This window comes from Streptosporangium jomthongense (assembly GCF_042650425.1).
Taxonomy (GTDB): Bacteria; Actinomycetota; Actinomycetes; order Streptosporangiales; family Streptosporangiaceae; genus Streptosporangium.
Genome location: NZ_JBHSBC010000031.1, coordinates 22,375 through 43,059 on the forward strand (window position 1 = coordinate 22,375; position 20,685 = coordinate 43,059).

24 protein-coding genes are annotated in these 20,685 nt (G+C 71.7%); 12 read left to right on the forward strand and 12 right to left on the reverse strand.

The genetic code is table 11. The features are described 5' to 3' along the window. Positions 1-191: 191 nt before the first annotated feature. Positions 192-458, reverse strand: a complete 267-nt coding sequence (locus ACFOYY_RS25325; RefSeq protein ID WP_386192685.1) for an alpha/beta fold hydrolase — start codon at positions 456-458, stop codon at positions 192-194. A 156-nt stretch (positions 459-614) separates the two neighbouring features. Between ACFOYY_RS25325 and ACFOYY_RS25330 the strand changes: the two genes are divergently transcribed. The 4 genes from ACFOYY_RS25330 to ACFOYY_RS25345 all read left to right on the forward strand — a co-directional run bounded on the left by ACFOYY_RS25330 (position 615) and on the right by ACFOYY_RS25345 (position 4,087). Continuing rightward, positions 615-1,508 carry an AraC family transcriptional regulator gene (locus ACFOYY_RS25330; protein WP_386192688.1) on the forward strand — a complete coding sequence of 298 codons (894 nt, stop codon included), beginning with the start codon at positions 615-617 and terminating at the stop codon, positions 1,506-1,508. A gap of 346 nt (positions 1,509-1,854) precedes the next feature. Further along, positions 1,855-2,475, forward strand: coding sequence for a dihydrofolate reductase family protein (locus tag ACFOYY_RS25335; RefSeq protein ID WP_386192691.1), 621 nt, complete (start codon positions 1,855-1,857; stop codon positions 2,473-2,475). Between the two features lie 53 nt (positions 2,476-2,528). Then, positions 2,529-2,852 carry a YciI family protein gene (locus ACFOYY_RS25340; protein WP_352012376.1) on the forward strand — a complete coding sequence of 108 codons (324 nt, stop codon included), beginning with the start codon at positions 2,529-2,531 and terminating at the stop codon, positions 2,850-2,852. Then, on the forward strand, positions 2,849-4,087 hold the full coding sequence (locus ACFOYY_RS25345; RefSeq protein WP_386192694.1) for an RNA polymerase sigma factor: 1,239 nt from the start codon (positions 2,849-2,851) through the stop codon (positions 4,085-4,087). The genes ACFOYY_RS25340 and ACFOYY_RS25345 overlap by 4 nt, the downstream gene beginning before the upstream one ends. A 21-nt stretch (positions 4,088-4,108) precedes the next feature. Here ACFOYY_RS25345 and ACFOYY_RS25350 read toward each other — a convergent pair whose 3' ends face one another. Then, positions 4,109-4,522, reverse strand: coding sequence for a VOC family protein (locus ACFOYY_RS25350; RefSeq protein WP_386192697.1), 414 nt, complete (start codon positions 4,520-4,522; stop codon positions 4,109-4,111). A gap of 91 nt (positions 4,523-4,613) precedes the next feature. Here ACFOYY_RS25350 and ACFOYY_RS25355 point away from each other — a divergent pair, with 91 nt between their 5' ends. Continuing rightward, positions 4,614-5,546, forward strand: coding sequence for a helix-turn-helix transcriptional regulator (locus ACFOYY_RS25355; RefSeq protein ID WP_386192700.1), 933 nt, complete (start codon positions 4,614-4,616; stop codon positions 5,544-5,546). A gap of 147 nt (positions 5,547-5,693) precedes the next feature. On the opposite strand, the gene ACFOYY_RS25360 is transcribed toward ACFOYY_RS25355, so the two are convergent. After that, positions 5,694-6,146 (reverse strand): hypothetical protein, encoded by a 453-nt coding sequence (locus ACFOYY_RS25360; RefSeq protein ID WP_386192703.1) that lies wholly within the window; start codon positions 6,144-6,146, stop codon positions 5,694-5,696. 102 nt (positions 6,147-6,248) lie between these two features. Here ACFOYY_RS25360 and ACFOYY_RS25365 point away from each other — a divergent pair, with 102 nt between their 5' ends. The 3 genes from ACFOYY_RS25365 to ACFOYY_RS25375 all read left to right on the forward strand — a co-directional run bounded on the left by ACFOYY_RS25365 (position 6,249) and on the right by ACFOYY_RS25375 (position 8,691). Beyond that, a complete protein-coding gene (locus tag ACFOYY_RS25365) occupies positions 6,249-6,935 on the forward strand; it encodes a response regulator transcription factor (RefSeq protein ID WP_352012366.1) in 687 nt (228 codons plus the stop codon). Next, positions 6,932-8,209, forward strand: a complete 1,278-nt coding sequence (locus tag ACFOYY_RS25370) for a sensor histidine kinase (protein ID WP_386192706.1) — start codon at positions 6,932-6,934, stop codon at positions 8,207-8,209. The genes ACFOYY_RS25365 and ACFOYY_RS25370 overlap by 4 nt, the downstream gene beginning before the upstream one ends. Before the next feature lie 92 nt (positions 8,210-8,301). Beyond that, positions 8,302-8,691 carry a PepSY domain-containing protein gene (locus tag ACFOYY_RS25375; protein WP_386192709.1) on the forward strand — a complete coding sequence of 130 codons (390 nt, stop codon included), beginning with the start codon at positions 8,302-8,304 and terminating at the stop codon, positions 8,689-8,691. Positions 8,692-8,818: 127 nt separating this feature from the next. On the opposite strand, the gene ACFOYY_RS25380 is transcribed toward ACFOYY_RS25375, so the two are convergent. From ACFOYY_RS25380 to ACFOYY_RS25410, 7 genes are read right to left on the reverse strand one after another with little or no spacing between them, the layout of a single operon-like run. After that, complete coding sequence (locus tag ACFOYY_RS25380) at positions 8,819-10,186, reverse strand: pyridoxal phosphate-dependent decarboxylase family protein (RefSeq protein ID WP_386192712.1); 1,368 nt, start codon at positions 10,184-10,186, stop codon at positions 8,819-8,821. 34 nt (positions 10,187-10,220) lie between these two features. Continuing rightward, complete coding sequence (locus ACFOYY_RS25385; protein ID WP_386192715.1) at positions 10,221-10,769, reverse strand: YciI family protein; 549 nt, start codon at positions 10,767-10,769, stop codon at positions 10,221-10,223. Between the two features lie 32 nt (positions 10,770-10,801). After that, positions 10,802-12,373, reverse strand: coding sequence for an ABC transporter permease (locus ACFOYY_RS25390; RefSeq protein ID WP_386192718.1), 1,572 nt, complete (start codon positions 12,371-12,373; stop codon positions 10,802-10,804). After that, positions 12,370-13,260 carry an ABC transporter ATP-binding protein gene (locus tag ACFOYY_RS25395; RefSeq protein WP_352012360.1) on the reverse strand — a complete coding sequence of 297 codons (891 nt, stop codon included), beginning with the start codon at positions 13,258-13,260 and terminating at the stop codon, positions 12,370-12,372. Before ACFOYY_RS25395 ends, ACFOYY_RS25390 begins: the two co-directional genes overlap by 4 nt. Continuing rightward, entirely contained in the window at positions 13,257-13,883 is a 627-nt protein-coding gene (locus ACFOYY_RS25400) for a TetR/AcrR family transcriptional regulator (protein ID WP_352012359.1), read from the reverse strand. The genes ACFOYY_RS25395 and ACFOYY_RS25400 overlap by 4 nt, the downstream gene beginning before the upstream one ends. Positions 13,884-13,925: 42 nt before the next feature. Next, complete coding sequence (locus tag ACFOYY_RS25405) at positions 13,926-15,212, reverse strand: MFS transporter (RefSeq protein ID WP_386192722.1); 1,287 nt, start codon at positions 15,210-15,212, stop codon at positions 13,926-13,928. Then, positions 15,209-15,769, reverse strand: coding sequence for a MarR family winged helix-turn-helix transcriptional regulator (locus ACFOYY_RS25410; RefSeq protein ID WP_386192725.1), 561 nt, complete (start codon positions 15,767-15,769; stop codon positions 15,209-15,211). The genes ACFOYY_RS25405 and ACFOYY_RS25410 overlap by 4 nt, the downstream gene beginning before the upstream one ends. Positions 15,770-15,831: 62 nt before the next feature. On the opposite strand from ACFOYY_RS25410, the gene ACFOYY_RS25415 reads away from it, so the two are divergent. The 3 genes from ACFOYY_RS25415 (at position 15,832) to ACFOYY_RS25425 (ending at position 18,042) form a co-directional block, all read left to right on the forward strand. After that, complete coding sequence (locus tag ACFOYY_RS25415) at positions 15,832-16,404, forward strand: Chromate resistance protein ChrB (protein WP_362913168.1); 573 nt, start codon at positions 15,832-15,834, stop codon at positions 16,402-16,404. Next, positions 16,401-17,588 carry an MFS transporter gene (locus ACFOYY_RS25420; protein ID WP_386192729.1) on the forward strand — a complete coding sequence of 396 codons (1,188 nt, stop codon included), beginning with the start codon at positions 16,401-16,403 and terminating at the stop codon, positions 17,586-17,588. The genes ACFOYY_RS25415 and ACFOYY_RS25420 overlap by 4 nt, the downstream gene beginning before the upstream one ends. 145 nt (positions 17,589-17,733) lie before the next feature. After that, a complete protein-coding gene (locus tag ACFOYY_RS25425) occupies positions 17,734-18,042 on the forward strand; it encodes a hypothetical protein (protein WP_352012354.1) in 309 nt (102 codons plus the stop codon). A 68-nt stretch (positions 18,043-18,110) separates the two neighbouring features. On the opposite strand, the gene ACFOYY_RS25430 is transcribed toward ACFOYY_RS25425, so the two are convergent. Next, entirely contained in the window at positions 18,111-19,082 is a 972-nt protein-coding gene (locus ACFOYY_RS25430; RefSeq protein ID WP_386192733.1) for an arsenic resistance protein, read from the reverse strand. 306 nt (positions 19,083-19,388) lie between these two features. Between ACFOYY_RS25430 and ACFOYY_RS25435 the strand changes: the two genes are divergently transcribed. Continuing rightward, a complete protein-coding gene (locus tag ACFOYY_RS25435; protein ID WP_386192736.1) occupies positions 19,389-20,357 on the forward strand; it encodes a pirin family protein in 969 nt (322 codons plus the stop codon). 67 nt (positions 20,358-20,424) lie between these two features. Here the strand turns inward: ACFOYY_RS25435 and ACFOYY_RS25440 are convergent, their stop codons facing one another. Further along, positions 20,425-20,676: a hypothetical protein gene (locus ACFOYY_RS25440; protein WP_386192739.1), complete on the reverse strand. Its 252-nt coding sequence runs from the start codon at positions 20,674-20,676 to the stop codon at positions 20,425-20,427. Between the last annotated feature and the right edge of the window lie 9 nt (positions 20,677-20,685).

The following is a 20,685-nucleotide window of genomic DNA, read 5'->3' on the forward strand; positions in this document are numbered from 1 at the left end:
CGCCTCCAGCCGGTCACCGGACGAACTGGGCCACGCGTGGTCGAGACGCTGCGGCAGGCGATTGAGGAGGCCACCGGCGCATCGACGCGCACCGCGAGCTATTTCCACTGACGGGTCGGGATGCTCGCCGGCCAAGACGGCGTGGTGGTGCCGTCGCGGACGACGTTCTACCGGTTGTTCGAGCGAATGTCTCACGGACGACACACCAACGGGTCGGCGCGCATGCGCCGGTCACTGGTCGACCGGTCCAGTGCCGCGCCTGCCCGGCGTGCCTGTTCCGGGATCGCGTAGTCGCGGTCGGCCGGTTTGGCCGACCGGCCGTGCCCGAGCAGGTCGATCCGGATGACGCGGTGGGACCCTGTCAGCAGCGCAACCATCGGGTCCCACGAGCGGGTGGAGGACGCGGACCCGTGGATGAGCAGGAGCGCGGGGGCGTCGCGGGGGCCGTCCTGGCACATGGATGTCGCAGCCGTCCAGCGACAGGGTCGAACTCTCGGCGCCGTCGTTCGCGTACGGCCGGCCGTCGGAAACAGTCATGGGCCCACTGTCTCCGCCGGCGTGGGCCGGTGGATTGGACGAATGTTCCCCTCAACCGGCTCTCGTAGCATGGGACGGTGCGTACGTTCGTGCATGGCGCGGCTGTCTGGGACGTCGCGTGCCCGCGACAGCCCAGCCGGGTGGCCGGTGTCACCATGGCCGGGTTCCGTGTCCGTGACCTGGACACGCTCCGGATGGTCCCGCACCCGGCCGTGACGCTGCTCCTGGAGTTCGGCGCCGGCTCGCCCGTCCTCGACGGCGCCGCGGGGCAACAGCAACGGGGAAGCGTCGTCGCCGGGCCCGGGCTGGGGTCCGGAGGCGCGGTCCTGGCGCGGGGAGAGAACGTCGAGTGCGTGCAGGTGCGTCTGTCCCCGGTGATCGCAGGCGCCGTTCTGGGCGTCTCCCCCGCCGACCTCGACGGCGCCGTCGTGTCCCTGGGCGACCTGTGGGGCCGGGAGGCGTCACGGATCCGCGAGCGACTGTGCGATGCCCCGTCGTGGCAGGATCGCTTCGCGTTGACGGACGCACTGCTCGTCCGCCGGTATGAGGCGGGGCCGCCGGTGGATCCGGAGGTGGCCTGGGCCTGGCACCGGATCGTCGGCAGCCGTGGTCTGACCCGGGTCGACGGGCTCGCGGCCGAGGTCGGGTGGAGCCGCAAGCGGCTGTGGTCCCGGTTCCGGTCGCAACTCGGCCTGCCGCCCAAGCGTGCCGTGAAGCTGGTCCGCTTCGACCATGCCGCCCACCGCCTGGTCGCGGGTGAGGGCGCGGCCCAGGTCGCAGCCGACGCCGGCTACGCCGACCAGTCCCATCTGCATCGTGATGTCATGGCGTTCACCGGAACGACCCCCGCGGCCGTGGCCGGCGAGCCGTTCCTCGCCGTTGACGACATCGCATGGCCCGGCCGCGAAGCGCCCGCCAGGCCGCACCTCTCCAGGGACCTCCGGCTCGGTCACCGTCCGCAGGACGCCTGACGGCGGTGGATCGGCGACCGCCGTGAACCGGTGATCGGCTCGGTCGTCCTCCACACCTCCATCGGTGACACAAGCGTCTTCGTCGCCGAGGCCGTCGTGCGGGCCGCCTTGCGCGACGCGGGCTCGGCCTCAGCCGGCGGATCCAGCGCGTCGCCGGCTTCCGCGCCCAGACTCCCCGCATGCCTGGGGAAGCCGTGTTGTCGGATCACGGGCGACCGGCGTTCCGGAAAGTTCTTCGAAGAAATCCCGGAGGCGGTGTCGGATCGGGGCGGTGGTGTTCGTAGCAGGGGTAAGGCCGTTCATACGGGACGGTGCCAAGGCAAGTCAGGGCAGGGGAACCGCGATCATGAAGCTGACGACCATGACTCAGGTCACCATCGACGGAGTGATGCAGGGAAACGGCGGCGCGTCGGACGAGGACCGCAGGAACGGGTTCGAGCGCGGCGGATGGGCCCTGGGCAAGGGTGACGACGAGACCCGCGCGTTCATCAACCAGACCTACCAGTGCGCCGACGCGTTCCTGTTCGGGCGGCGGACCTACGAGCTGTTCGCCGGCTCGTGGGGGACCATGACGGTTCAGGACGCCCCTGCCTGGGAGTCTGTCATGCGGGCGTTGAACACACGGCCCAAGTACGTGGCGTCGACCACGCTCACCGATCCGGCGTGGCCGGGCACCACCGTCCTGTCCGACGACCTCGCGAGCGCCGTCGCGGACCTGAAGGCCGAACCGGGAGGTGAGCTGCAGGTGCACGGCAGCGGCGTCCTGATCCGCTGGCTGCTGGAGAACGACCTGGTCGACGAGATGACCCTGATCGTCGTTCCCGTGGTTCTCGGGCAGGGCGCGCGGTTGTTCCCGGAGGTCGGCCCGGATCTCGCGCTCGACCTGGTCGAGTCGCGGGTCGACTCCAAGGGCGTGGCGATCCAGGTCTACCGGCCCGCCGGACGCCCGCGGTACGCGACGCCTTGAAGTTCCCGACCGGTACACCGCACAGCCCCGACACCACAGGAGATGATCTTCAGATGCGATACCTGGTTTCCGTGATCCACGACCGGGCCGGCCTCGCCACCCCGGACGAGGACGCCGCGATCGACGTGTTCAACGACCGGCTCCAGGCCGACGGCCACTGGGTTTTCGCAGGGGGCCTCGCCTCGCCCGGCACGGCCACCGTCATCGACAACCGGGGTGGCGAGGAGATGGTCACCGACGGGCCTTTTCTGGAGTCCAAGGAGTATCTCGCCGGTTTCTGGATCATCGAGGCGGCCGACCTCGACGTGGCGCTCAAGCTGGCGGCCGAGGGATCGAAGGCCTGCAACCGGAAGGTCGAGGTGCGGCCGTTCCTGTGAACGGGATCGACGTCCGTGAGGCGATCACCCGGGCCCACCGTGAGGAATGGGCGCGGGTGGTCGCCTCCCTGACCAGGCGCTTCGGTGACCTCGACATCGCCGAGGAGGCGACCGCCGAGGCGTTCGCCACCGCCGTCCAGCGGTGGCCGGCCGACGGCGTGCCTCCCAGTCCGGGGGCCTGGCTGACCACCACCGCCAACCGCCAGGCCATCGACCGGATCCGGCGCGAGAACAAGCGCGACGACAAGCACAGGAAGGCTCAGATGGCCTACGGCGACCCGCCCGAGCCTCTCGGCGTCATCGACGACGACCGGCTCCGGCTGATCTTCACCTGCTGCCACCCGGCGCTGTCGATGGAGACCCGCGTGGCGCTGACGCTGCGTATGGTCGCCGGGCTGACCATGTCCGAGATCGCCCGCGCCTTCCTGGTGACGGAGAGCGCCATGGGGCAGCGGATCACCCGTGCGAAGGCCAAGATCAAGGCGGCCCGCGTCCCCTATCGCGTGCCGTCCGCCGAGGATCTCCCGGCCCGTGTCTCCGGTGTGCTCGCCGTCCTCTACCTCGTCTTCAACGAGGGTTACCTGGCCACCGGTCCCGACACCGATCCCCTGCGTCACGATCTGACCGCCGAGGCGATCCGGCTCACCCGCCTGATCCGTGCCCTCCTGCCGGACGACGGTGAGGTGGCCGGGCTGCTGGCGCTGATGCTCCTCATCGAGGCCCGCCGGCCCGCCCGGGTCTCGGCCGACGGCGAACTGGTCGCTCTCGACGAGCAGGACCGTGAGGCGTGGGACACGGCGCTGATCGCCGAAGGGCACCGGCTGGTGCGCGAGCGTCTCGCCGCCGCGGCCACGGGAGCGGCACCGGGTCGTTACCAGATCCTCGCGGCGATCAACGCTGTGCACACCTCCGCCCGCGACATGCGCGACACCGACTGGTCGCAGGTCCTGGCCCTCTACGACCAGCTCGTCCGCCTCGACCCCTCACCGGTCGTCTCCCTCAACCGGGCCATCGCGGTCGCCGAGCTCGACGGCCCGGAGGTGGCGCTGGCGATTGTCGACCGTCTTGAGCACAGGCTGGCCGGCTATCACGCCTACCACGCCACCCGTGCCGACCTGCTGCGCCGGCTGGGCCGCGGCCGGGAGTCCCGCGCGGCCTACGACAGGGCCATCGACCTGGCGGGTAACGCCGCCGAGACCGCCTACCTGACCCGCCGCCGCGACCAGCTGCGGTAGCGCCCGCAGGAGGGGGCGGCGTCAGCCCTTCCGGCTCGCGAGGACGTTCATGTAGTGGTTGTTGATCATGATGCCGAGGATGTTGCCGAACGGGTCGCGGACCGAGGCGGTGACGAAGCCGGGGCCGCGCTCGGTCGGCTTGTCGAACGGGACGGCCCCCATCTCCAGCAGCCGCTCCCAGGTCGCCTCCAGATCGTCCACCGCCCAGTAGACGATCGCCCCGCCGCTCTCGGCGCTCCAGCCCGACGGGGCGAAACGCGCGTCGATGATTCCCAGCTCGTGCTGGTAGTCGCCCACCCGGAACTCCACATAGACCGGCTCGCCCTGCTCGGGCCGCTGGAAGTAGGCCTCCATCCCGAGGAACTCGGCGTACCAGTCACGGGCGGCGGCCACGTCGTGCGCGTAGAAGCTGATGGTGGTGAGTCCGCGAAGCATGTCCTGCTGCCTTCCGCTCGGTGGCTTGTGAGATCGATCCTGCCAGGCAAAGTACTCACCGAATGAGCACTTTTATTGGCAGGATCGAAGCATGAGAGCAGATCGTCTGGTGGCCGTCCTGTTGCTGATGCAGTCACGTGGCCGGGTGACCGCGGCGGAGATCGCCGCCGAGATGGAGGTTTCGGTCGCCACGGCCCGCCGTGACCTGGAGTCCCTGTCGGCCGCGGGCATCCCCGTGTACCCGCAGTCCGGACGCGGCGGCGGCTGGGCACTGCTCGGCGGTGCCCGCACCGACCTGTCCGGGCTCAAGGCCTCAGAGGCCAGGGCGCTGTTCCTGCTGCTCGGCCCGGCCGCCGCGATCGCGCCGGAGGCCAAGGCGGCGCTGCGCAAACTCGTGCGCGCCCTGCCGACGACGTTCCGGCAGGAGGCCGAGGCGGCGGCGGACGCGGTCGTGGTCGACTCCGCCCGCTGGGGCGAGCACCGCCGTACGCGGCCCGTGCTCGTCGACCTGCTGGAGGACGCGGTGGTCCGGCGCAGGAAGACCCGCCTCACCTACTCCGGACGCGAGCGCGTCGTCGAGCCGCTCGGCCTCGTCGACAAGGACGACACCTGGTATCTGATCGCCGGAACCCCCGACGGGCAGCGGACCTTCCGCGTCGACCGGATCGCCGACGCCGAGATCACCGAGGAACCGGCCGAACGCCCGGAGCGCTTCGACCTCGCGGCGGCCTGGGACGAGGTCGTCACCGCGATGGAGGCACGACGCTCGACGACCACCGCCACCGCGACCGTCGAGGCCCGCTACCTACGCGTCCTGCGCGACCGCTTCGGCCGCCACTGCGAGGTGATCTCCCACGGTGAGAGGGTCCGGGTCACGCTCACCGCCCCGACCGCGCTGGACATCGCCCGCCAGCTCGCGGGCTGGGGCGACCTCGTCGTCGTGGAGGAACCACGGTCCGTCCAGGACGAGCTGACGAAACTGGCCGCCCAGCTCACCACGCTGTACGGCCGGCAGGACCGTTAACCCTCGCCTCTCACGGCCGGGCACACGGCGGGGCCGACGGTGGTGCTTGCGGTAGCGCGGAAACACCCACGCGTGGGATCGATCACGGGCCGGCCCCGCCGACATCCTTGGTGACGTCACGACCACGTTGCCAAGATCGACGGGGACCTAGTCGCGGTCCCCGTCCTCCTTGAGGGTCATCGTGGGGGTGCCCCGGACGCAGGTGATCCTGACGGTGATCTTGTCGTTCTCGGATTCGAACTCCAGCGAGGCGTAGGGCCCCGGCCCCTCGCTCACATCGTCGGTGGCGTACCCCTGCGCCGGACTCCACGCGAGAAGGGACGCCTGGCCGGTCACGCAGGTGCCGACGACGGACCCTCCGGGGGTGGTGAAGGCCCGGCTGACTCCCCCGGCTCCCTCGGAGGGAGAGGGCGGGCCGCCCGTCTCCCCGGCCGCCGTGGCCGCGGCGAGCGCCTGGGTGATCTCGGCGTGGCTCATCGGGGAGACGACCTGCCGGCTCAGCCCCTGTCCCAGCAGGGCGATCGCCCAGGTGGTGGTCGCCGTCGTGGCGCAGGCGACCGCCACCCAGCCGAGCACCGCGGCAAGCGAGCGACGTTTCACCCGGCCAGCCTGCCATGCCGAGTCCTAACGCTTGCCTAACGCCGGTTCAACGCCAAGGAGGAACCGGCCGCGACGCCCTCCGATGCTCATACGGTGGAGGTGATGGCACAGTTACTCCTCGTCGAAGACGACGCCGCCGTACGCTCCGCGCTGATGCGGGCTCTGACCGAACGCGGCCACGCGGTCACCTCGGCCGTCACCGGCATGTCCGGGCTGCACAGGGCCGTCGAGGATCGTCCGGATCTGGTGATCCTCGATCTCGGCCTGCCCGACATCGACGGCCACGAGGTCGTTCGCATGCTGCGAGCGGTCAGCCCGGTGCCGATCATCGTCGCCACCGCCCGTGACGACGAGCAGGAGATCGCCCGCGTTCTGGACGCCGGGGCCGACGACTACCTGGTCAAACCGTTCGGAGCGGTCCAGCTCGACGCCCGTATCCGCGCCGTGCTCCGCCGCCTGCAGGGGGAGGACGACGCCTCGCAGCCCCTGGTGGTGGGCGAACTGCGCATCGACCCGCGCAGCCGCCACGTCACGCTGGCGGGCCGCCCCCTGGACCTGCGGCCGAAGGAGTTCGACCTGCTGTGTTACCTGGCGGCCCGGCCGGACCAGGTGGTCAGCAAACGCGAACTGATGACGCAGGTGTGGCAGCTGCCCTACGGCGGCGCCGACAAGACCGTCGACGTCCACCTGTCCTGGCTGCGTAACAAACTGGGCGAGTCGGCGCAGCAGCCGCGCTACATCCGCGCCGTCCGCGGCGTCGGCGTGAAGCTGGTGGACCCGGCGACATGAGGCGGCGTCTGCTCGTCCTGGTCGCCTCCATGGTGTCCCTGGCGTTGGTGGCCTTCCTGGTGCCGCTGGCGCTGTTGGCGCTCATGCTGGCCGCCGACCGCGCCACCGCCGACGCGCTCGTACGCGCGCAGTCGCTGGTCCCCGTGGCCTCGGTCGGTACGGGCCCCGCCCTGGAGCTGGCCGTGGAACAGGCCAACGGCACCAACGGCCACCCGTTGACCGTCTTCCTGCCCACCGGTGCGGTCCTGGGTGAGCCCGCCCCCCGCTCCGAGGCCGTACGGCTGGCCTTCACCGGGCGCAGCCTGACCGCCCAGGCGCGGGGCGGCAGGGAGATCCTCGTCGCCGTCGCGGGCCGTTCCGCGGGCACGACCGTCATCCGCGCCTTCGTCTCCGACGCCGACCTCACCAGAGGGGTCAGGCGCGCCTGGCTGATCCTCGCGCTGGTGGGAGCCGGTGTGCTGGCCGTCAGTCTGCTCGTCGCCGACCGGCTCGCCCGCTCACAGATACGTCTCATCACCGGCATCGCGCGGGTCTCCCACCGGCTCGCGGCCGGAGACCTCACCGCCAGAGCGCCCGGAGAGGGCCCCGAAGAACTACGGCAGGTGGCCGGAGCGCTCAACCACCTCGCCGAGCGCATCCGTGTCCTGCTGGCCCAGGAACGGGAGGCGGTCGCCGATCTGTCCCACCAGCTGCGAACGCCGCTCACCGTGCTGCGGCTGGAGGCCGAAGGGCTGCCGGAAAGCGAGCAGGCCGCCCGCGTGGGCGCCGCCGTGGAGTCGATGGAACGCATGGTCACGCGGGTGATCAAGGAGGCGCGGCGTGCCCGCCATGACGCACCGGGGGAATGCGACGCCGCCCGGGTCGTGGCCGAACGTCTGGAGCACTGGTCGATGCTGGCCCATGACCAGGACCGCCTGGTCAGCCAGGAGCTGGCCGATCCTCCCCTGCCGGTGGGCGTCGGAGAGGAGGCCCTGACGACCTGCGTCGACGCCCTGCTGGAGAACGTCTTCGCCCACACACCCGAGGGCACGGACTTCGAGGTACGGCTGTCGGCCCGTGACGGCGGCGGAGCCGTACTCCTCGTCACCGACCGGGGGCCGGGGTTCCGGCACCCAGGCGCCGCCACGCGCGGAGTCAGCGGCGCGTCCTCGACCGGCCTCGGGCTGGACATCGTCCGCCGTACCGCCGAACGTTCCGGAGGCTCCATGACGCTGGCCGACGGCCCCGCAGGCGGCGCCCGCGTCACCGTGGAGTTCGGGCCCGGTCCGCGTTAACCCGCGTTTAGGACTGTCACAGGCCCGCGCTATCACCCGGCACGGCAGGTTTGGAGACGTCAGCAAGGACGTCTACCGCACCGGAGGTTCGGATGCGCAAGCCCATGATCATCGCTGGTATCGCCACGGCGGCCGTACTCGTGGCGGGCGGCGGAGCCGCCGTGACGGCCGCCAACGCCGAGCCCACCCCTTCGGCCACGACGTCGGACGCCCCCGGGGACCACGGCGCCGCCAAGGCCCCCAAGGTCCTCAGCTCGCAGGCGGAGAAGACGGCCCTGGAGCAGTTCCCCTCGGGCTGGGTGACCTCCGCCGAGCTTGAGACCGAACACGGCCGCCGGACCTGGCAGATCGAGATGAAGGGCGGCGACGGCGGCGAGCGGGAGTTCGCCGTCGACGCCGAGACCGGCTCCCTGGTCACCGGCAATGCCGACGACGACCGCCGCGACGACGCGAGCAGGCACGACGCCGAGGACGACGACTGAGGACCTCCGCCCGTTTGCCGATCGGCCCACTCCGTCACGGGCGGGCCCTCGGTGAGCAGGTCGAATCCGGCCGGGCGGACGGTCATCGCCGTCGCCGCACGCCGGGTCAGGGCCGTACGGTGATCGGTCAGGCGGCGAGGCGGGTGATCGCGGCGACCGACAGGTCCACGTCCGCCTCCGTCGTGGTGGCGTTCGACACCGAGATCCGCATCAGCCGCCGTCCCCGCCAGGTCGTGCCGCCCGCCCAGCACGTGCCGTCCGCCTGAACCGCGGCGATCACCCGTTCGGTGCGCGCGTCGTCCCCGAACCCCACCAGCACCTGGTTGAGGACCACCTCGTTCACCACCTCGAACCCGGCCGAGGCCAGTCCCTGGGCGAACCGGCGGGCCAGCGCGCAACAGCGCTCGACCAGCGCCGCGACCCCGTCCCTGCCCAGCTCCCGCAGTCCGGCCCACACCGCGAATCCCCGGGCCCGGCGCGACGACTCAGCGGTGAGGTCGGCTCCCACGGGCGCGCCGCCGGAACCTGTCAGATAGGCGGCCGCGTAGGACATCGCCGCCGCGTGCACGTCGGGCCGGGCGCAGAACGCGAAGGCCGAGTCGTAGGGAAGGTTCAGCCATTTGTGGCCGTCGCAGGCCCAGGAGTCGGCGAGTTCCACTCCGTCGACCAGATGCCGGGTCGCCGGGCTCGCCGCGGCCCACAGCCCGAACGCCCCGTCCACGTGCGCCCACCCACCGTGCCTGTGGACCAGTTCGCACGCCTCCCCGAGCCGGTCGCAGGCACCGGTGTTCACGTTGCCCGCCTGGAGACACACGATGGCCGGCCCGGAGGCGGCTCGCAGCGACATCCGCAACGCCTCGATGTCGATGGCACCGTTCGGTCCGGCGGGTACCGGTTCGATCACGTCCGTCCCGAAACCGAGCAACCGCAGCGAGCGGTCGATCGTCCCGTGCCGCTCCTCCCCCGCGATCACCCGGATCGGTGGTGCTCCGAGCAGCCCGCGCCGTTCCACATCCCACCCGGCCTCCGCCAGCACCCGGTGCCGGGCGGCGGCGAGTCCGGCGGTGTTGGCCGCCTGGCAGCCCGTGACGAATCCGGTGGACGCCGACGCGGGGATCCCCAGCAGGTCCTTCAGCCAGGCGCCCGCCGCGGCCTCGGCGGCGATGGCCGCGGGTGAGGTGACGGCGTTGGTCGCGAGCTGGTCCCAACCGGCGGTCAGCATGTCGGCCGCGGTCGCGGCGGGCAGCGCGCCGCCGACGACGAATCCGAAGTATCTCGGGCCCGCGCTCGCGACCAGGCCCGGTTCGGCCGCGGCGAGCAGCTCGGCCAGCACCCGCTCCGGTGGGGAGGGGTCCCGGGACAGCGGGCCGGAGAACGCCCTGGTCAACGCCTCCTGGTCGACCGGCACTCCCACCGGCCTGCCGGGCAAGGACCGGCGGTAACCGGTGGCGTGGTCGGCGGCCGTGCGAAACAGCCGGTTCGGTTCCTCTGCCAACGCTTCTCGTCTCCTCGAAACCGGCTTCATGCGCTCAGGACCGGCGTCCGCCGAAGCACCAGTTGTGCACCTCGATGCCGGCGTATCCGTCCGGGGTCAGTACGGCGCGCGCCGTGTCCGCGTCCGGAGCTCGGACCAGTGCCGCCGTCCCCAGCCAGCTCTCGCCGTCGTCGGACAGCAGCGGCCCGTACGCGATCAGCCCGTCCCGGGCGGCGGGGACGGCGAGGTCGGCGGGCTGCCCGGAGCCGAGGCCGAGCACCAGGTATCGGTCGCCGCCGGTCCGGCCGCCGGGGAAGTCCCACATGGTGCGTCCCAGCGTGTTGCGCCACCGGCGCAGCAGGACGTCGCGGTACGCCCCGGCCTGGTAGCCGGGTTCGTCGAAGGCGAACGCGCGGGCGGCGGCGGGATCGGGCAGGTCGACGATGTGCACACTCCCGGTCGGGGTGTCGTCGTCGTCGAAGGTCGGGCCACGGGCGATCATCTCGGCGGCGTACCGGTCCATGTAGGACCAGTGCTCCTCCAGCAGCTCGTGACGCAACACCACCGAACCGGGCCGGTCACGGTGGTAGCAGAAGAACTCCATGCCTCATTATCGCGATATATCCGAAAAGTCCGTCAGGTTGAAGGGACCAGGTCGCGGCGGCGCAGGAGCGCCAGCCCCGCGACGACCAGGGCGCCCGCGACCGCGGTCAGCCCGAGCAACGGCGCGACCGTGGAGGAGGCGTCTCCGAGCAGTGCCGGCGGCACGTGCACGAACGGTGAGAGGTCCTGAACGCCCCCACCGACCAGCCTGAACTCCGCCAGCAGGTCCACGAGCAGGATGAGGCCGAGCACGCTCCAGCTCGCGGCCGCCGCCTGCCGGGGCAGCACGCCGAACAACAGCGTCGCGAACCCGACCACGGTCCAGACGGCGGGCAGATAGGCCAGCGTCGCCCCGGCGACGCGGAGCGCGTCGCCCTCGTAGGCGAGCCCCGCACCCGCCCCCAGGACGGCCAGCGGCAACGCCGGGCCCGCGACGGCGAACACCAGGTGGCTCAGCGCCCAGCGCAACCTGCCGACCGGGGCGGCCAGCAGCAGCTCGGCCCTGCCCGCGGCCTCCTCGCTCCGGGCACGCAGCGCCGAGACCAGCGCGAACGCCGTGACGATCTGGCTGAGCACGTACATCACGAACGTGAAGAACACCTCGGAGACGCGCGCTCCCGGACCTCCGATCGTCGCCGCGAGCTCCCGGAACTGCGGCGTGTCCACCTGGCTGTCCAGCCCGCGCGCCGCCATGCCGAGCAACACGCCCAGCAGGCAGAACCCGATCCCGGAACCCACGATCGTGCCCCGGTGCAGCCGCCAGGCCAGGCCGATCCCGCCCCGCAGCGTCCCGGCGGCGGGTCCCCGCCGGGCGGCCAGCAGGCCACCGGCCACGTCACGCCGCGTGGACAGCGCGAACGCGGCGGCCGTCAGCGTGGCGACGGACACCACGGCGACTCCCAGCACCCACCACCGGTCACCCGCGTAGGGCCTGGTCAGCCTGGCCCAGCCGAACGGCGAAAGCCACGCGAGCCAGGAGACGCCACCGGCGTCGGCCAGTGAACGCACCGCGAACAGCAGACCGCCCGCGGCGACCGCGACGCCGCGCGCCGTACCCGAAGCCGCGGTCAGCTGCGCGGTGAGCGCGGCCACCGCCGCGAAGGCCCAGCCCGCGGAGGCCGTCGACAGCCCGAACAGCACCGATGAGCTGGCGGGCAGGCCCTCGCGGACCAGGCCGGGGACCGACAGCAGGCCGAGCAGCAGGTTGGCGGCCAGCACGACCGTGAGCGCGGCGGCCAGCGGGGCGTGACGGCCGACGACGCCCGAGGACAGCAGTTCGCGCCTGCCGGCCTCCTCCTCGGCCCTGGTGTGCCTGATCACCAGCAGGATGCTGACCAGGCCGCCGATCAACGCCCCGGACGAGCCGAGCGTCCAGGCGGTCAGGCCGCCGAGGCTCGCCTCGTGGACGGGGCCGCGCATGGCCAGCTGGGCGGGGTTGCTCATCGAGGCCGCGGTGAAGGCGTCGCGGGCGGCCTGGTCGGTGTACAGGGAGGCGGTCGCGGAGGCGACACCGGCCGGGAGCAGCGCGCTGATCATGATCCACACCGGCAGCAGCACGCGGTCCCTGCGCAGGATGAGCCGGATCAACGTCCAGGTACCGGTCACGCCGCGGCTCCCTCGTAGTGGCGCAGGAACAGCTCCTCAAGCGTCGGCGGCCGCGTGGTCAGCGTGCGCACGCCCACCCTGGACAGCTCGCCGAGCACGGCCGTGAGCGCGTCTCCGTCCACCTGGCAGCGCAGCAGGGCGCCGTCCACGGTGAGGTCGTGCACGCCGGGCAGCGAGGCCAGGCCGGGCACGGGTCCGGCGAGCTGGGCCGTGACCGAGGTCCGGGTGAAGTGCCGAAGATCGGCCAGGCTGCCGGACTCGACGGTACGGCCCGCGCGGATGATGCTCACGCGGTCGCACAGTGTCTCGACCTCGGACAGGATGTGGCTGGACAGCAGCACCGTACGGCCGTCGCGCTTCTCCCGCAGGACGCACTCGTTGAAGACCGCCTCCATCAGCGGGTCGAGGCCCGAGGTCGGCTCGTCGAGGATCAGCAGTTCGACGTCGGAGGCGAAGGCGGCAACCAGCGCCACCTTCTGCCGGTTCCCCTTGGAGTAGGCGCGGCATCTCTTGCGCGGGTCGAGTTCGAAGCGTTCGAGCAGTTCGGCGCGTCGCCGGGGGTCCAGGCCTCCGCGCACCCTGCCCAGCAGGTCGATGACCTCACCGCCGGTGAGCGAGGGCCACAGGGTGACGTCGCCGGGCACGTAGGCGAGCCGCCGGTGCAGCTCGGTGGCGTCCCGCCAGGGATCGCCGCCGAGGAGTTCGGCCCTGCCCGAGTCGGCGCGCATCTGGCCGAGCAGGACGCGTGTCGTGGTGGTCTTCCCCGAACCGTTCGGTCCGAGGAAGCCGTGCACCTCCCCTGTCCTGACGGTCAGGTCGAGCCCGTCCAGGGCCCTGGCCTGCCCGAAGCTCTTGACCAGGGCCTCGACCCGCACCGCCGCGCTCATCGTCGCTCCTCTAACTTGTCCAGCCCGGTCCGTGCCTGTTCGAACAGTTCCCGGCCGAGGAACTCCGGCCGGATCAGGTCGAGCTGGGCCTTGCCGACGCGTACGGTGCCCGGGGCGGAGTAGACGTCGGTGCCGAGCGCGCGGGAGACGTGCTCGTGCAGCACCGTGATGCCGAGTTTCATGGCGGTCAGCACGGTCGCGCGGGCGCGGTGGTCCGCCTCCGCGTGCCCCTCGCGGGCCAGGTGTTCCTCCGTTATGGCGACGAGCTCGTCGAACATGGCGGCCGCGCCGGGCGAGCCGTCCACGAGCGCGCGGCCGAGGTACTTCATCAGCGGGGGCGCGGTGCGGTGGACGTTCTCGATGAACTCCGGCCTCTCCAGGTTGCGGCCGGTGATGCCCACGTCGACCTGTTCACGCATGTAGCCGAGGACGTAGTCGTCGCACGCCTGCCTCAGCTCCTCCTTGGTGCCGAAATGATGCTGCACCAGGCCGGGTGAGACGCCGCTCGCGGCGGCGATCCCCCGGATCGTGGTCGCCCTGACGCCCTGCTCGGCGAACAGCCCGAGTGCGGCGTCACGGATGCGGGCCCGTGTCGTCAGGTCCTCTTCGGATATTGGTCGCACGTCCAAGAGTCTATACACACGTATTGGAACCAATTCAAGTGTTCAACTCACTTCGGCCTGCCGTACGGCCTCATGCTCGGCCGGGACGCGGTAGGCGCGCAGGGGGCGGTTGACGAGGCCGACGGAGACGACGGCGAGCGCGGCCGTCAGCCCGCCCACCAGAAGGGCCACCGGAGCCGACGTGAGGGAGGCGAGCACCCCTCCCCTGAAGTTGCCGATCTCGGGACCGGCGATGCCGATGACGTGCTCGACCGAGGACACCCGCCCCCGGTACCGGTCGGGGGTCTCAAGCTGTACCAGCGCGCCCCGGGTGACCACGGAGACGGTGTCGGCCGCACCGGCGACCGCCAGGCAGAGCAGGGAGAGCCAGATCGGCCCGGCCACGCCGAACCCGGCCAGGGCCAGCCCCCAGACCGTGGCCGCGACGAGCTGGACGAGGCCGCCACGGCGCAGGCGGGTGACGGTCCCGGAGAACAGGCCCGCGCCGAGGCCGCCGAGCGCGAGCGCGGTCAGGAAGAACCCCAGCGTGCGCGGGTCGCCCGCGAAGCGGATCTCGTTGACCAGGGGGAAGAGCGCGACCGGCATGGCCAGGACGGTCGCGGCGAGGTCAACGGACAGGGAACCCCACAGGGTGGGGCGCTGGAGGCTGATCCGCCAGCCTCCCCTGACCGGCCCGCGCCTGCTCCGCGATCCGCCGTCGGTCTCCGGCCCGTCCTCCGCCGTGAGGGCGGGCATCGGGGGCAGCCTGACCACGGCGGCCAGTGACGCGAGCCCGGCCAGGAACTGGATCGTGTACGCGGCGGGATAGTGCCACCGTGCGAGCACGAAACCGGCGAGGGCGGGCCCGACGAGCATGGACGCCTGGAAGGCGATGTTCTGCAGGGCGAGCCCCGCGGCGACCTGGTCGGCGGGCAGCAACCGGACCGGGAAGGTACGGCGGGCGGGCGCTCCGAGCGCCGAGCAGCCGGACTGGGCGGCGACCAGGGCGAGCAGCAGCGCAACCGACCGGTTCCCCGCGGCGGCCTGCGCCACGAGCCCCGCGGCCGTCAGGGCCTGGCCGACGGTGGTGAGGCGGACGAGGCTCCTGCGGTCGACGGTGTCGGCCAGCGACCCGCCGACCAGGCCGAGGGCCAGCAGCGGCAGACCCGTGGCGAGACCGATGATCCCGGTCCAGAACGAGCTGTGGGTCAGGTCCCAGACCTGTAGCAGTACGGCGACGACGGCGATCTGCCGGCCGATCGAGGCGAGGGAGGAACCGATCCACAGGTCGCGAAAGTGCCGGCTGTCACGGAGGGGCCGGACGTCCATCAGCCTTTCGCGCCAGCTCACGGCCGGGTCTCCCCCTCCGCGGAAGCCTCCGCGGAAGCCACTGTGGAAGCCTCCGCGGAAGTGGTCTCGGCGGCCGGGAACTCACCGAGATGGGAGAGGATCCGCTCTTTCATGGACCGCCGGGCCAGCGCGCTCTCCAGCTCGGCGACGACCGCGCTGAGCCGGTGGGGGATCTCGTCGTCGAGCTCGGCGACGGCGGCCTCGGTCGCGCGCCACTCGGCTTCGAGGAAGGGGATGAGGTCGCGGGCGCGGTCGGTGAGGGTGACGCGCCGGGTGCGGGCGTCCGTGCCCGGTTCCGAGTTGACCAGGCCCTCGCGGCGCATCACCGAGATCGTCTGGCTCATCGCCGAGTGCGAGCGGCCCAGGGATTCCGCCAGCTCACGGATCGTCAGCGGGCCGGTGTGCGCGAGGCGGATCAACGGATGGACGAACCGGGAGCGGACGCCTTCGATGCCCCGATCCGTGTACAAGGTCTCGATCTGGTGGTCCAGGTCGCCCAGCAGGGTGTGCAGCGCGTCCCAGCGGCCGGGCGACGCGGTGGGGTCCAAAGATGTCACAGCGCTAATATAACAGCGCTCATACGGTTTGATGGCTTGTAACGGCTGCTACATTCCATGATGTGTCTGACTCTCAGCAGGCGGGCCGGTGGCTCGTCTTCCTGGTCAAGATCCCTGCGGAACCGTCCCGGCACCGGGTGGCCGTATGGCGGGAACTGCGCAAAATGGGCGCCCTGTCGCTCGGGCAAGGAGTGTGGGCCGTACCGGACGTCCCCGTGTTCACCGACGGTGTCACCCGGGCGGGCGAACTCACCGGACAGGCGGGCGGCCAGTTCGTCACGCTTGTCGCGGCAGGGCGCGACAGCGGCGACGCCGAACGACTGCGGGAGATGTTCACCGCGGCGCGCTCGGCGGACTGGACGGAGTTCCTGGCCGACTGCGGCAAGTTCGAGCAGGAACTGGCCAAGGAGATCGGGATCGGCAAGTTCACCCTGGCCGAACTTGAGGAGGAGGAACAGTCGCTGGAGCGGTTGCGGCGCTGGCACCGTGACCTGACGGCGCGGGACGTCTTCGGCGCGCCCGAGGCGGCGCAAGCCGGGCGGCGGCTGCGCGAGTGCGCGGCGGCGTGCGAGGACTACGCCGAACGGGTCTTCGCCGCGCTGCACGAGCTGCCGGAACCGGGACGGACGCGGTGACAGGACAGGCCCAGGCCGCTCCGGCCCGGCAGATGTGGCCGCTGTACGCGGCCGGGTTCACCACCGCATTCGGCGCGCACGGGATCGCCGCCAACCTCGGCGGCTTCTCCGATGACGCCGTCACCTCCCTGCTCGTCCTCGGCGGCCTGCTCGCCCTCTACGACGGGGCCGAGGTGCTGCTCAAGCCGCTCTTCGGCAGCGTCGCCGACCGGATCGGCGCCCGGCCGGTACTGCTGGGCGGCCTGGTGGCGTTCGCACTCGCCTCCGCCGTCTACGTCGTCGCCGACAGCCCCGGATGGCTGTGGGCCGCCCGCCTGGGACAGGGCGCGGCGGCCTCGGCGTTCTCCCCGTCGGCCTCGGCCCTGGTGGCCCGCCTCAACCCGGCGGCGAAGCTCGGGCGGGCCTTCGGCGGATACGGCTTCCACAAGTCGATCGGCTACACCCTCGGCCCGTTGCTGGGCGGGCTGCTGGTGTGGGCGGGTGGACTGCGGTCGCTGTTCGCGGTCCTCGCGGTGCTGGGTGTGGTGGTGGCGGTGTGGGCCGCTCTGGCCGTGCCCGCCGTACCGCCGCTGCCCAAGAGCCGTCAGACGGTCCTCGACCTGGTCAGGCGCCTGGCCGACCCGGCCTTCCTCGCGCCCACCGCGGCGCTGGCCGCCGCCACCGCCGCACTGTCCGTCGGAGTCGGGTTCCTGCCCGTTTCCGGCAGGGCCGCCGACCTGGGCACCGTCGCCACCGGTGCCGCGGTCTCCGTCCTGGCCGCCTGCGCGGCGATCGTGCAGCCCCGCACCGGACGCGCGCTGGACGAGGGGCGCCTGACGACCCGAACCGGCATCGTGGCCGGGCTGCTCATCACCGCCGTTGGCCTGGCGGGCGCGACGCTGTCCGGCCTGGCCGGCGTCCTGGTCGCCGCCGTACTGATCGGCGTCGGGACCGGGCTCATCACCCCGCTCGGCTTCGCCGCTCTCGCCGCCCGCACTTCTCCCGAACGCATGGGCCAGACCATGGGAGCCGCCGAGCTCGGCCGCGAACTCGGCGACGCCGGAGGCCCCCTGCTCGTCGCCGCCGTCGCCACCATGGCCTCCCTCACCCACGGATACGCCGTCCTGGCCATCCTGCTCGCCCTTCCGCCCCTCATCGGCCTCCTCCTGCGCCGCCTCTCCCCCGAACGCCCGGCGAGCCCCTGACCACGTGCCCCGTTCGCCTGCCGTCGGACACCTGTCGGAAAGGTGGGGTGTGTGTGGCGGAAGGGGCAGGGAAGCACCCGTAGACACTTATAGTCATCGGATGAACACTTAGCGCGACAGTTCGTATCTCGCGAGAGGACGCATCATGCCGACTGCGCGTATCGCCTCCGGACACACCGCCCCCGGGCAGGGCTGGCAGGCTTACGGACCCAACGGCATCTACATCGACGTCGACACCACCGCGGCCCACTTCACCGGAGCCCCCGTCTACGTCACCTCCATCGGCAGCACCGGCGGCAACCAGTGGTCGCTGGTCGGCCCCAGCGCCGTCTACGACGCCACGGCGAGCAAGTTCCGCGTCTACGTCCAGTGGAAGGACAGCAGGCCGCTGACGCCCGCCATCGCCCAGCAGTACGGCTGGTACATCAACTGGATCGGTTACGACAACCCCTGATCCGCCCCTGTGAGCGAAGGCGGAACCCCCGGCGCGGGCCGGGGGTTCCGTCGTGCCGGGAGCCTCGCTCAGGCCGGCAGCGGTTCGGGAACCAGTCTGGGGACGAGGCGGACGAGGACGACCATCGCCACCAGTTCGACCAGGGTCTGGGTGACCACCGCCAGCGGCGCGATGTCGAGTACGGCGGGCAGGGCCAGGGCGAGCGGCAGCACGACCAGGGAGTTGCGGGTGGCGGCGGAGAACATCACCGCCCGGGTGGCCGCCACGTCGAGGCTCGCCGTCCGGGCGGTGAGCCTGCCGACGGCGACGGCGAGCACCACGAAGGCGGAGTACAGCGGGACCAGGCGTAGCAGGGCGAGGGCCTGGGAGCCGACCGCGGAGATCTGGGAACCGACGACGACGGCGAGAGTGGCCATCATCAGCGGCACCATGGATCCGGCCATGGCCTCCTCGACGATCCGGCCGGCCCGGTGGCGGCGCGCGAGCGCCTGTACGACCGCCGCGGCCGCCAGAGGCGCGGCGATGAGCACACCGAACGCCTCCAGGAACGGGGTGACCTCGACCACGGCGAGCACGTCCGAACCCGCGAACACCAGCAGGTAGAGGGGCAGCAGAAGCATCTGCGCGAGCATCAGCAGCGGTGCCGCCGCCAGCAGCCGCGCCCGTGCTCCGCCTGCCAGGCCGGTGAAGACGATCACGTAGTCGACACACGGGGTCAGGAGCACCAGAAGCGACCCCAGGAGCAGCCCCCGGTCGTCGGCGACGAACCGGGACAGGCCGTAGACGAGCACCGGTACGGCGCCGAAGTTCGCCACCAGCACCGCGACCAGGAAGCGCACGTCACGAAAGGCCCGTCCGATCTCGGCCATCGGCACGGCGAGAAAGGTCGCGAACAACAGCAACGCCAGCACCGGGTTGATCGCGCGCTCCAGAGCCGGGGCGATCCGGGGAGCGGCGAGCCCTGCGAACGCACCGGCGGCGATCGCGACCAGATAGAGGGGGATCTGGTGCCTGTCCCACCACTCCACGGCTCGGCTCATGTCCACGGCGTCTCTTCGTTCCTCTCGTCCCGAGGGCACACGCGCGCCGCCTGCCCGGGCCGGTCGCGACCTCGGAAAACGCGCACGCCGGCAAGGCTAGGCCTTCGGGCCGGCTCGGCGGGTTCCTGCCCACGGCCGGTGGCCGCACCGTCAAGAGCCGTGCCTCACGGCATGCTTGTGCCCGGAGATCGCCTGGTGCCGAGCCCCGCCACCGGACGATCACTGCGCGCGGCGGTCCACCGCCCCGGAATAGTTGAAACATCAACTGAGTTGTGAGTGGCGAACCACGCTGAAGGGAGCGCAGACATGCCCGCCGTAACCGTCGACAACGTCCTGGCCCTGCCCCGCATCCCGCAGGACCTGGGGATCGGCCGGAAGGTGCTCGCCGTCGAGACCGCGCCCAGCGGCTTCGAGGGCGAGGGCTTCCCCGTCCGCAAGGCCCTGGCGGCGATCAAGCTCGAATACCTCGACCCGTTCATCATGATGGACCAGATGGGCGAGGTGGACTACGCGCCGGGTGAGCCCAAGGGCACGCCGTGGCACCCGCACCGCGGCTTCGAGACCGTCACCTACATCATCGACGGCACCTTCGTCCACCAGGACTCCCACGGCGGCGGCGGTGTCATCGCCGACGGCGACACCCAATGGATGACCGCCGGATCCGGTCTGCTGCACATCGAGGCTCCGCCGGAGTGGCTCGTCCAGCAGGGCGGCCTCTTCCACGGCATCCAGCTCTGGGTGAACCTGCCCTCCAAGGACAAGATGCTCACCCCGAAGTACCAGGACATCGGACGCGCCAACGTCGCCCTGCTCAGCAGTCACGACGGCGGTGCCCTGGTCCGGTTGATCGCCGGTGACGTGGCCGGGTACGCCGGGCCCGGTGCGACCCACACCCCGATCACCCTGTTGCACGCCAGCATCAGCCCCGGGGCGCAGCTCACGATGCCCTGGCGCAAGGACTTCAACGCCCTGGCCTACGCGCTGTCCGGCAAGGGCAGCGTCGGCGCGGAGAAGGCGTCCATCACCGGCGGGCAGCTCGCCGTCTTCGAGGGCTTCGGCAACCGGCCCGGCCTGGCCACCGACGCCGAGACCATCACGATCGCCGCCTCGCCCACCTCGGGCCTGGAGGTCATCGTCCTCGGCGGCGAGCCCATCGGCGAACCGGTCGCGCACTACGGACCGTTCGTCATGAACACCCACGAGGAGCTGGTCAAGGCCTTCGACGACTACAAGGCAGGCCGCCTGGGCTCGATCCCCGCGGGGGACCACGCCTGACGCACCCGTCTCCACCGTCTGGGCGGGTCTGACCCGCCCAGACGAACATCGGAATCTCCGGGGCCGGTCATGTTCCGGTTGACCCCCCGGCGCCGGGCATCAGGTGTGGGGCGTGCTCCCTGACCGCCTCGAACAGCCGGCTCCTGGAGGGGTTCACCATCGCCTCCCCGGCCACGGCCACGGTCACGGTCGGCACGGTCTCGTTCCCGTCCGCGACCGAGCGGACGAACACCGCCGCGTCAGGGTCCTTCCAGATGTTGACCTCGCTGTGGCGCAGCCTTGTGAGCGGGGCGGCGGCTCCTTCGCAAACGGGGCTCAAGCCTGGCCG

Coding starts and splice junctions, on each gene's coding strand:
- ACFOYY_RS25340 (WP_352012376.1), top strand. CDS start 2,529: ATGCGATACCTGGTTTCCGTGATCCACGACCGGGCCGGCCTCGCCACC.
- ACFOYY_RS25375 (WP_386192709.1), top strand. CDS start 8,302: ATGCGCAAGCCCATGATCATCGCTGGTATCGCCACGGCGGCCGTACTC.
- ACFOYY_RS25350 (WP_386192697.1), bottom strand. CDS start 4,522: ATGCTTCGCGGACTCACCACCATCAGCTTCTACGCGCACGACGTGGCC.
- ACFOYY_RS25335 (WP_386192691.1), top strand. CDS start 1,855: ATGAAGCTGACGACCATGACTCAGGTCACCATCGACGGAGTGATGCAG.
- ACFOYY_RS25355 (WP_386192700.1), top strand. CDS start 4,614: ATGAGAGCAGATCGTCTGGTGGCCGTCCTGTTGCTGATGCAGTCACGT.
- ACFOYY_RS25365 (WP_352012366.1), top strand. CDS start 6,249: ATGGCACAGTTACTCCTCGTCGAAGACGACGCCGCCGTACGCTCCGCG.
- ACFOYY_RS25370 (WP_386192706.1), top strand. CDS start 6,932: ATGAGGCGGCGTCTGCTCGTCCTGGTCGCCTCCATGGTGTCCCTGGCG.
- ACFOYY_RS25425 (WP_352012354.1), top strand. CDS start 17,734: ATGCCGACTGCGCGTATCGCCTCCGGACACACCGCCCCCGGGCAGGGC.
- ACFOYY_RS25385 (WP_386192715.1), bottom strand. CDS start 10,769: ATGGAGTTCTTCTGCTACCACCGTGACCGGCCCGGTTCGGTGGTGTTG.
- ACFOYY_RS25325 (WP_386192685.1), bottom strand. CDS start 458: ATGTGCCAGGACGGCCCCCGCGACGCCCCCGCGCTCCTGCTCATCCAC.
- ACFOYY_RS25430 (WP_386192733.1), bottom strand. CDS start 19,082: ATGAGCCGAGCCGTGGAGTGGTGGGACAGGCACCAGATCCCCCTCTAT.
- ACFOYY_RS25395 (WP_352012360.1), bottom strand. CDS start 13,260: ATGAGCGCGGCGGTGCGGGTCGAGGCCCTGGTCAAGAGCTTCGGGCAG.
- ACFOYY_RS25435 (WP_386192736.1), top strand. CDS start 19,389: ATGCCCGCCGTAACCGTCGACAACGTCCTGGCCCTGCCCCGCATCCCG.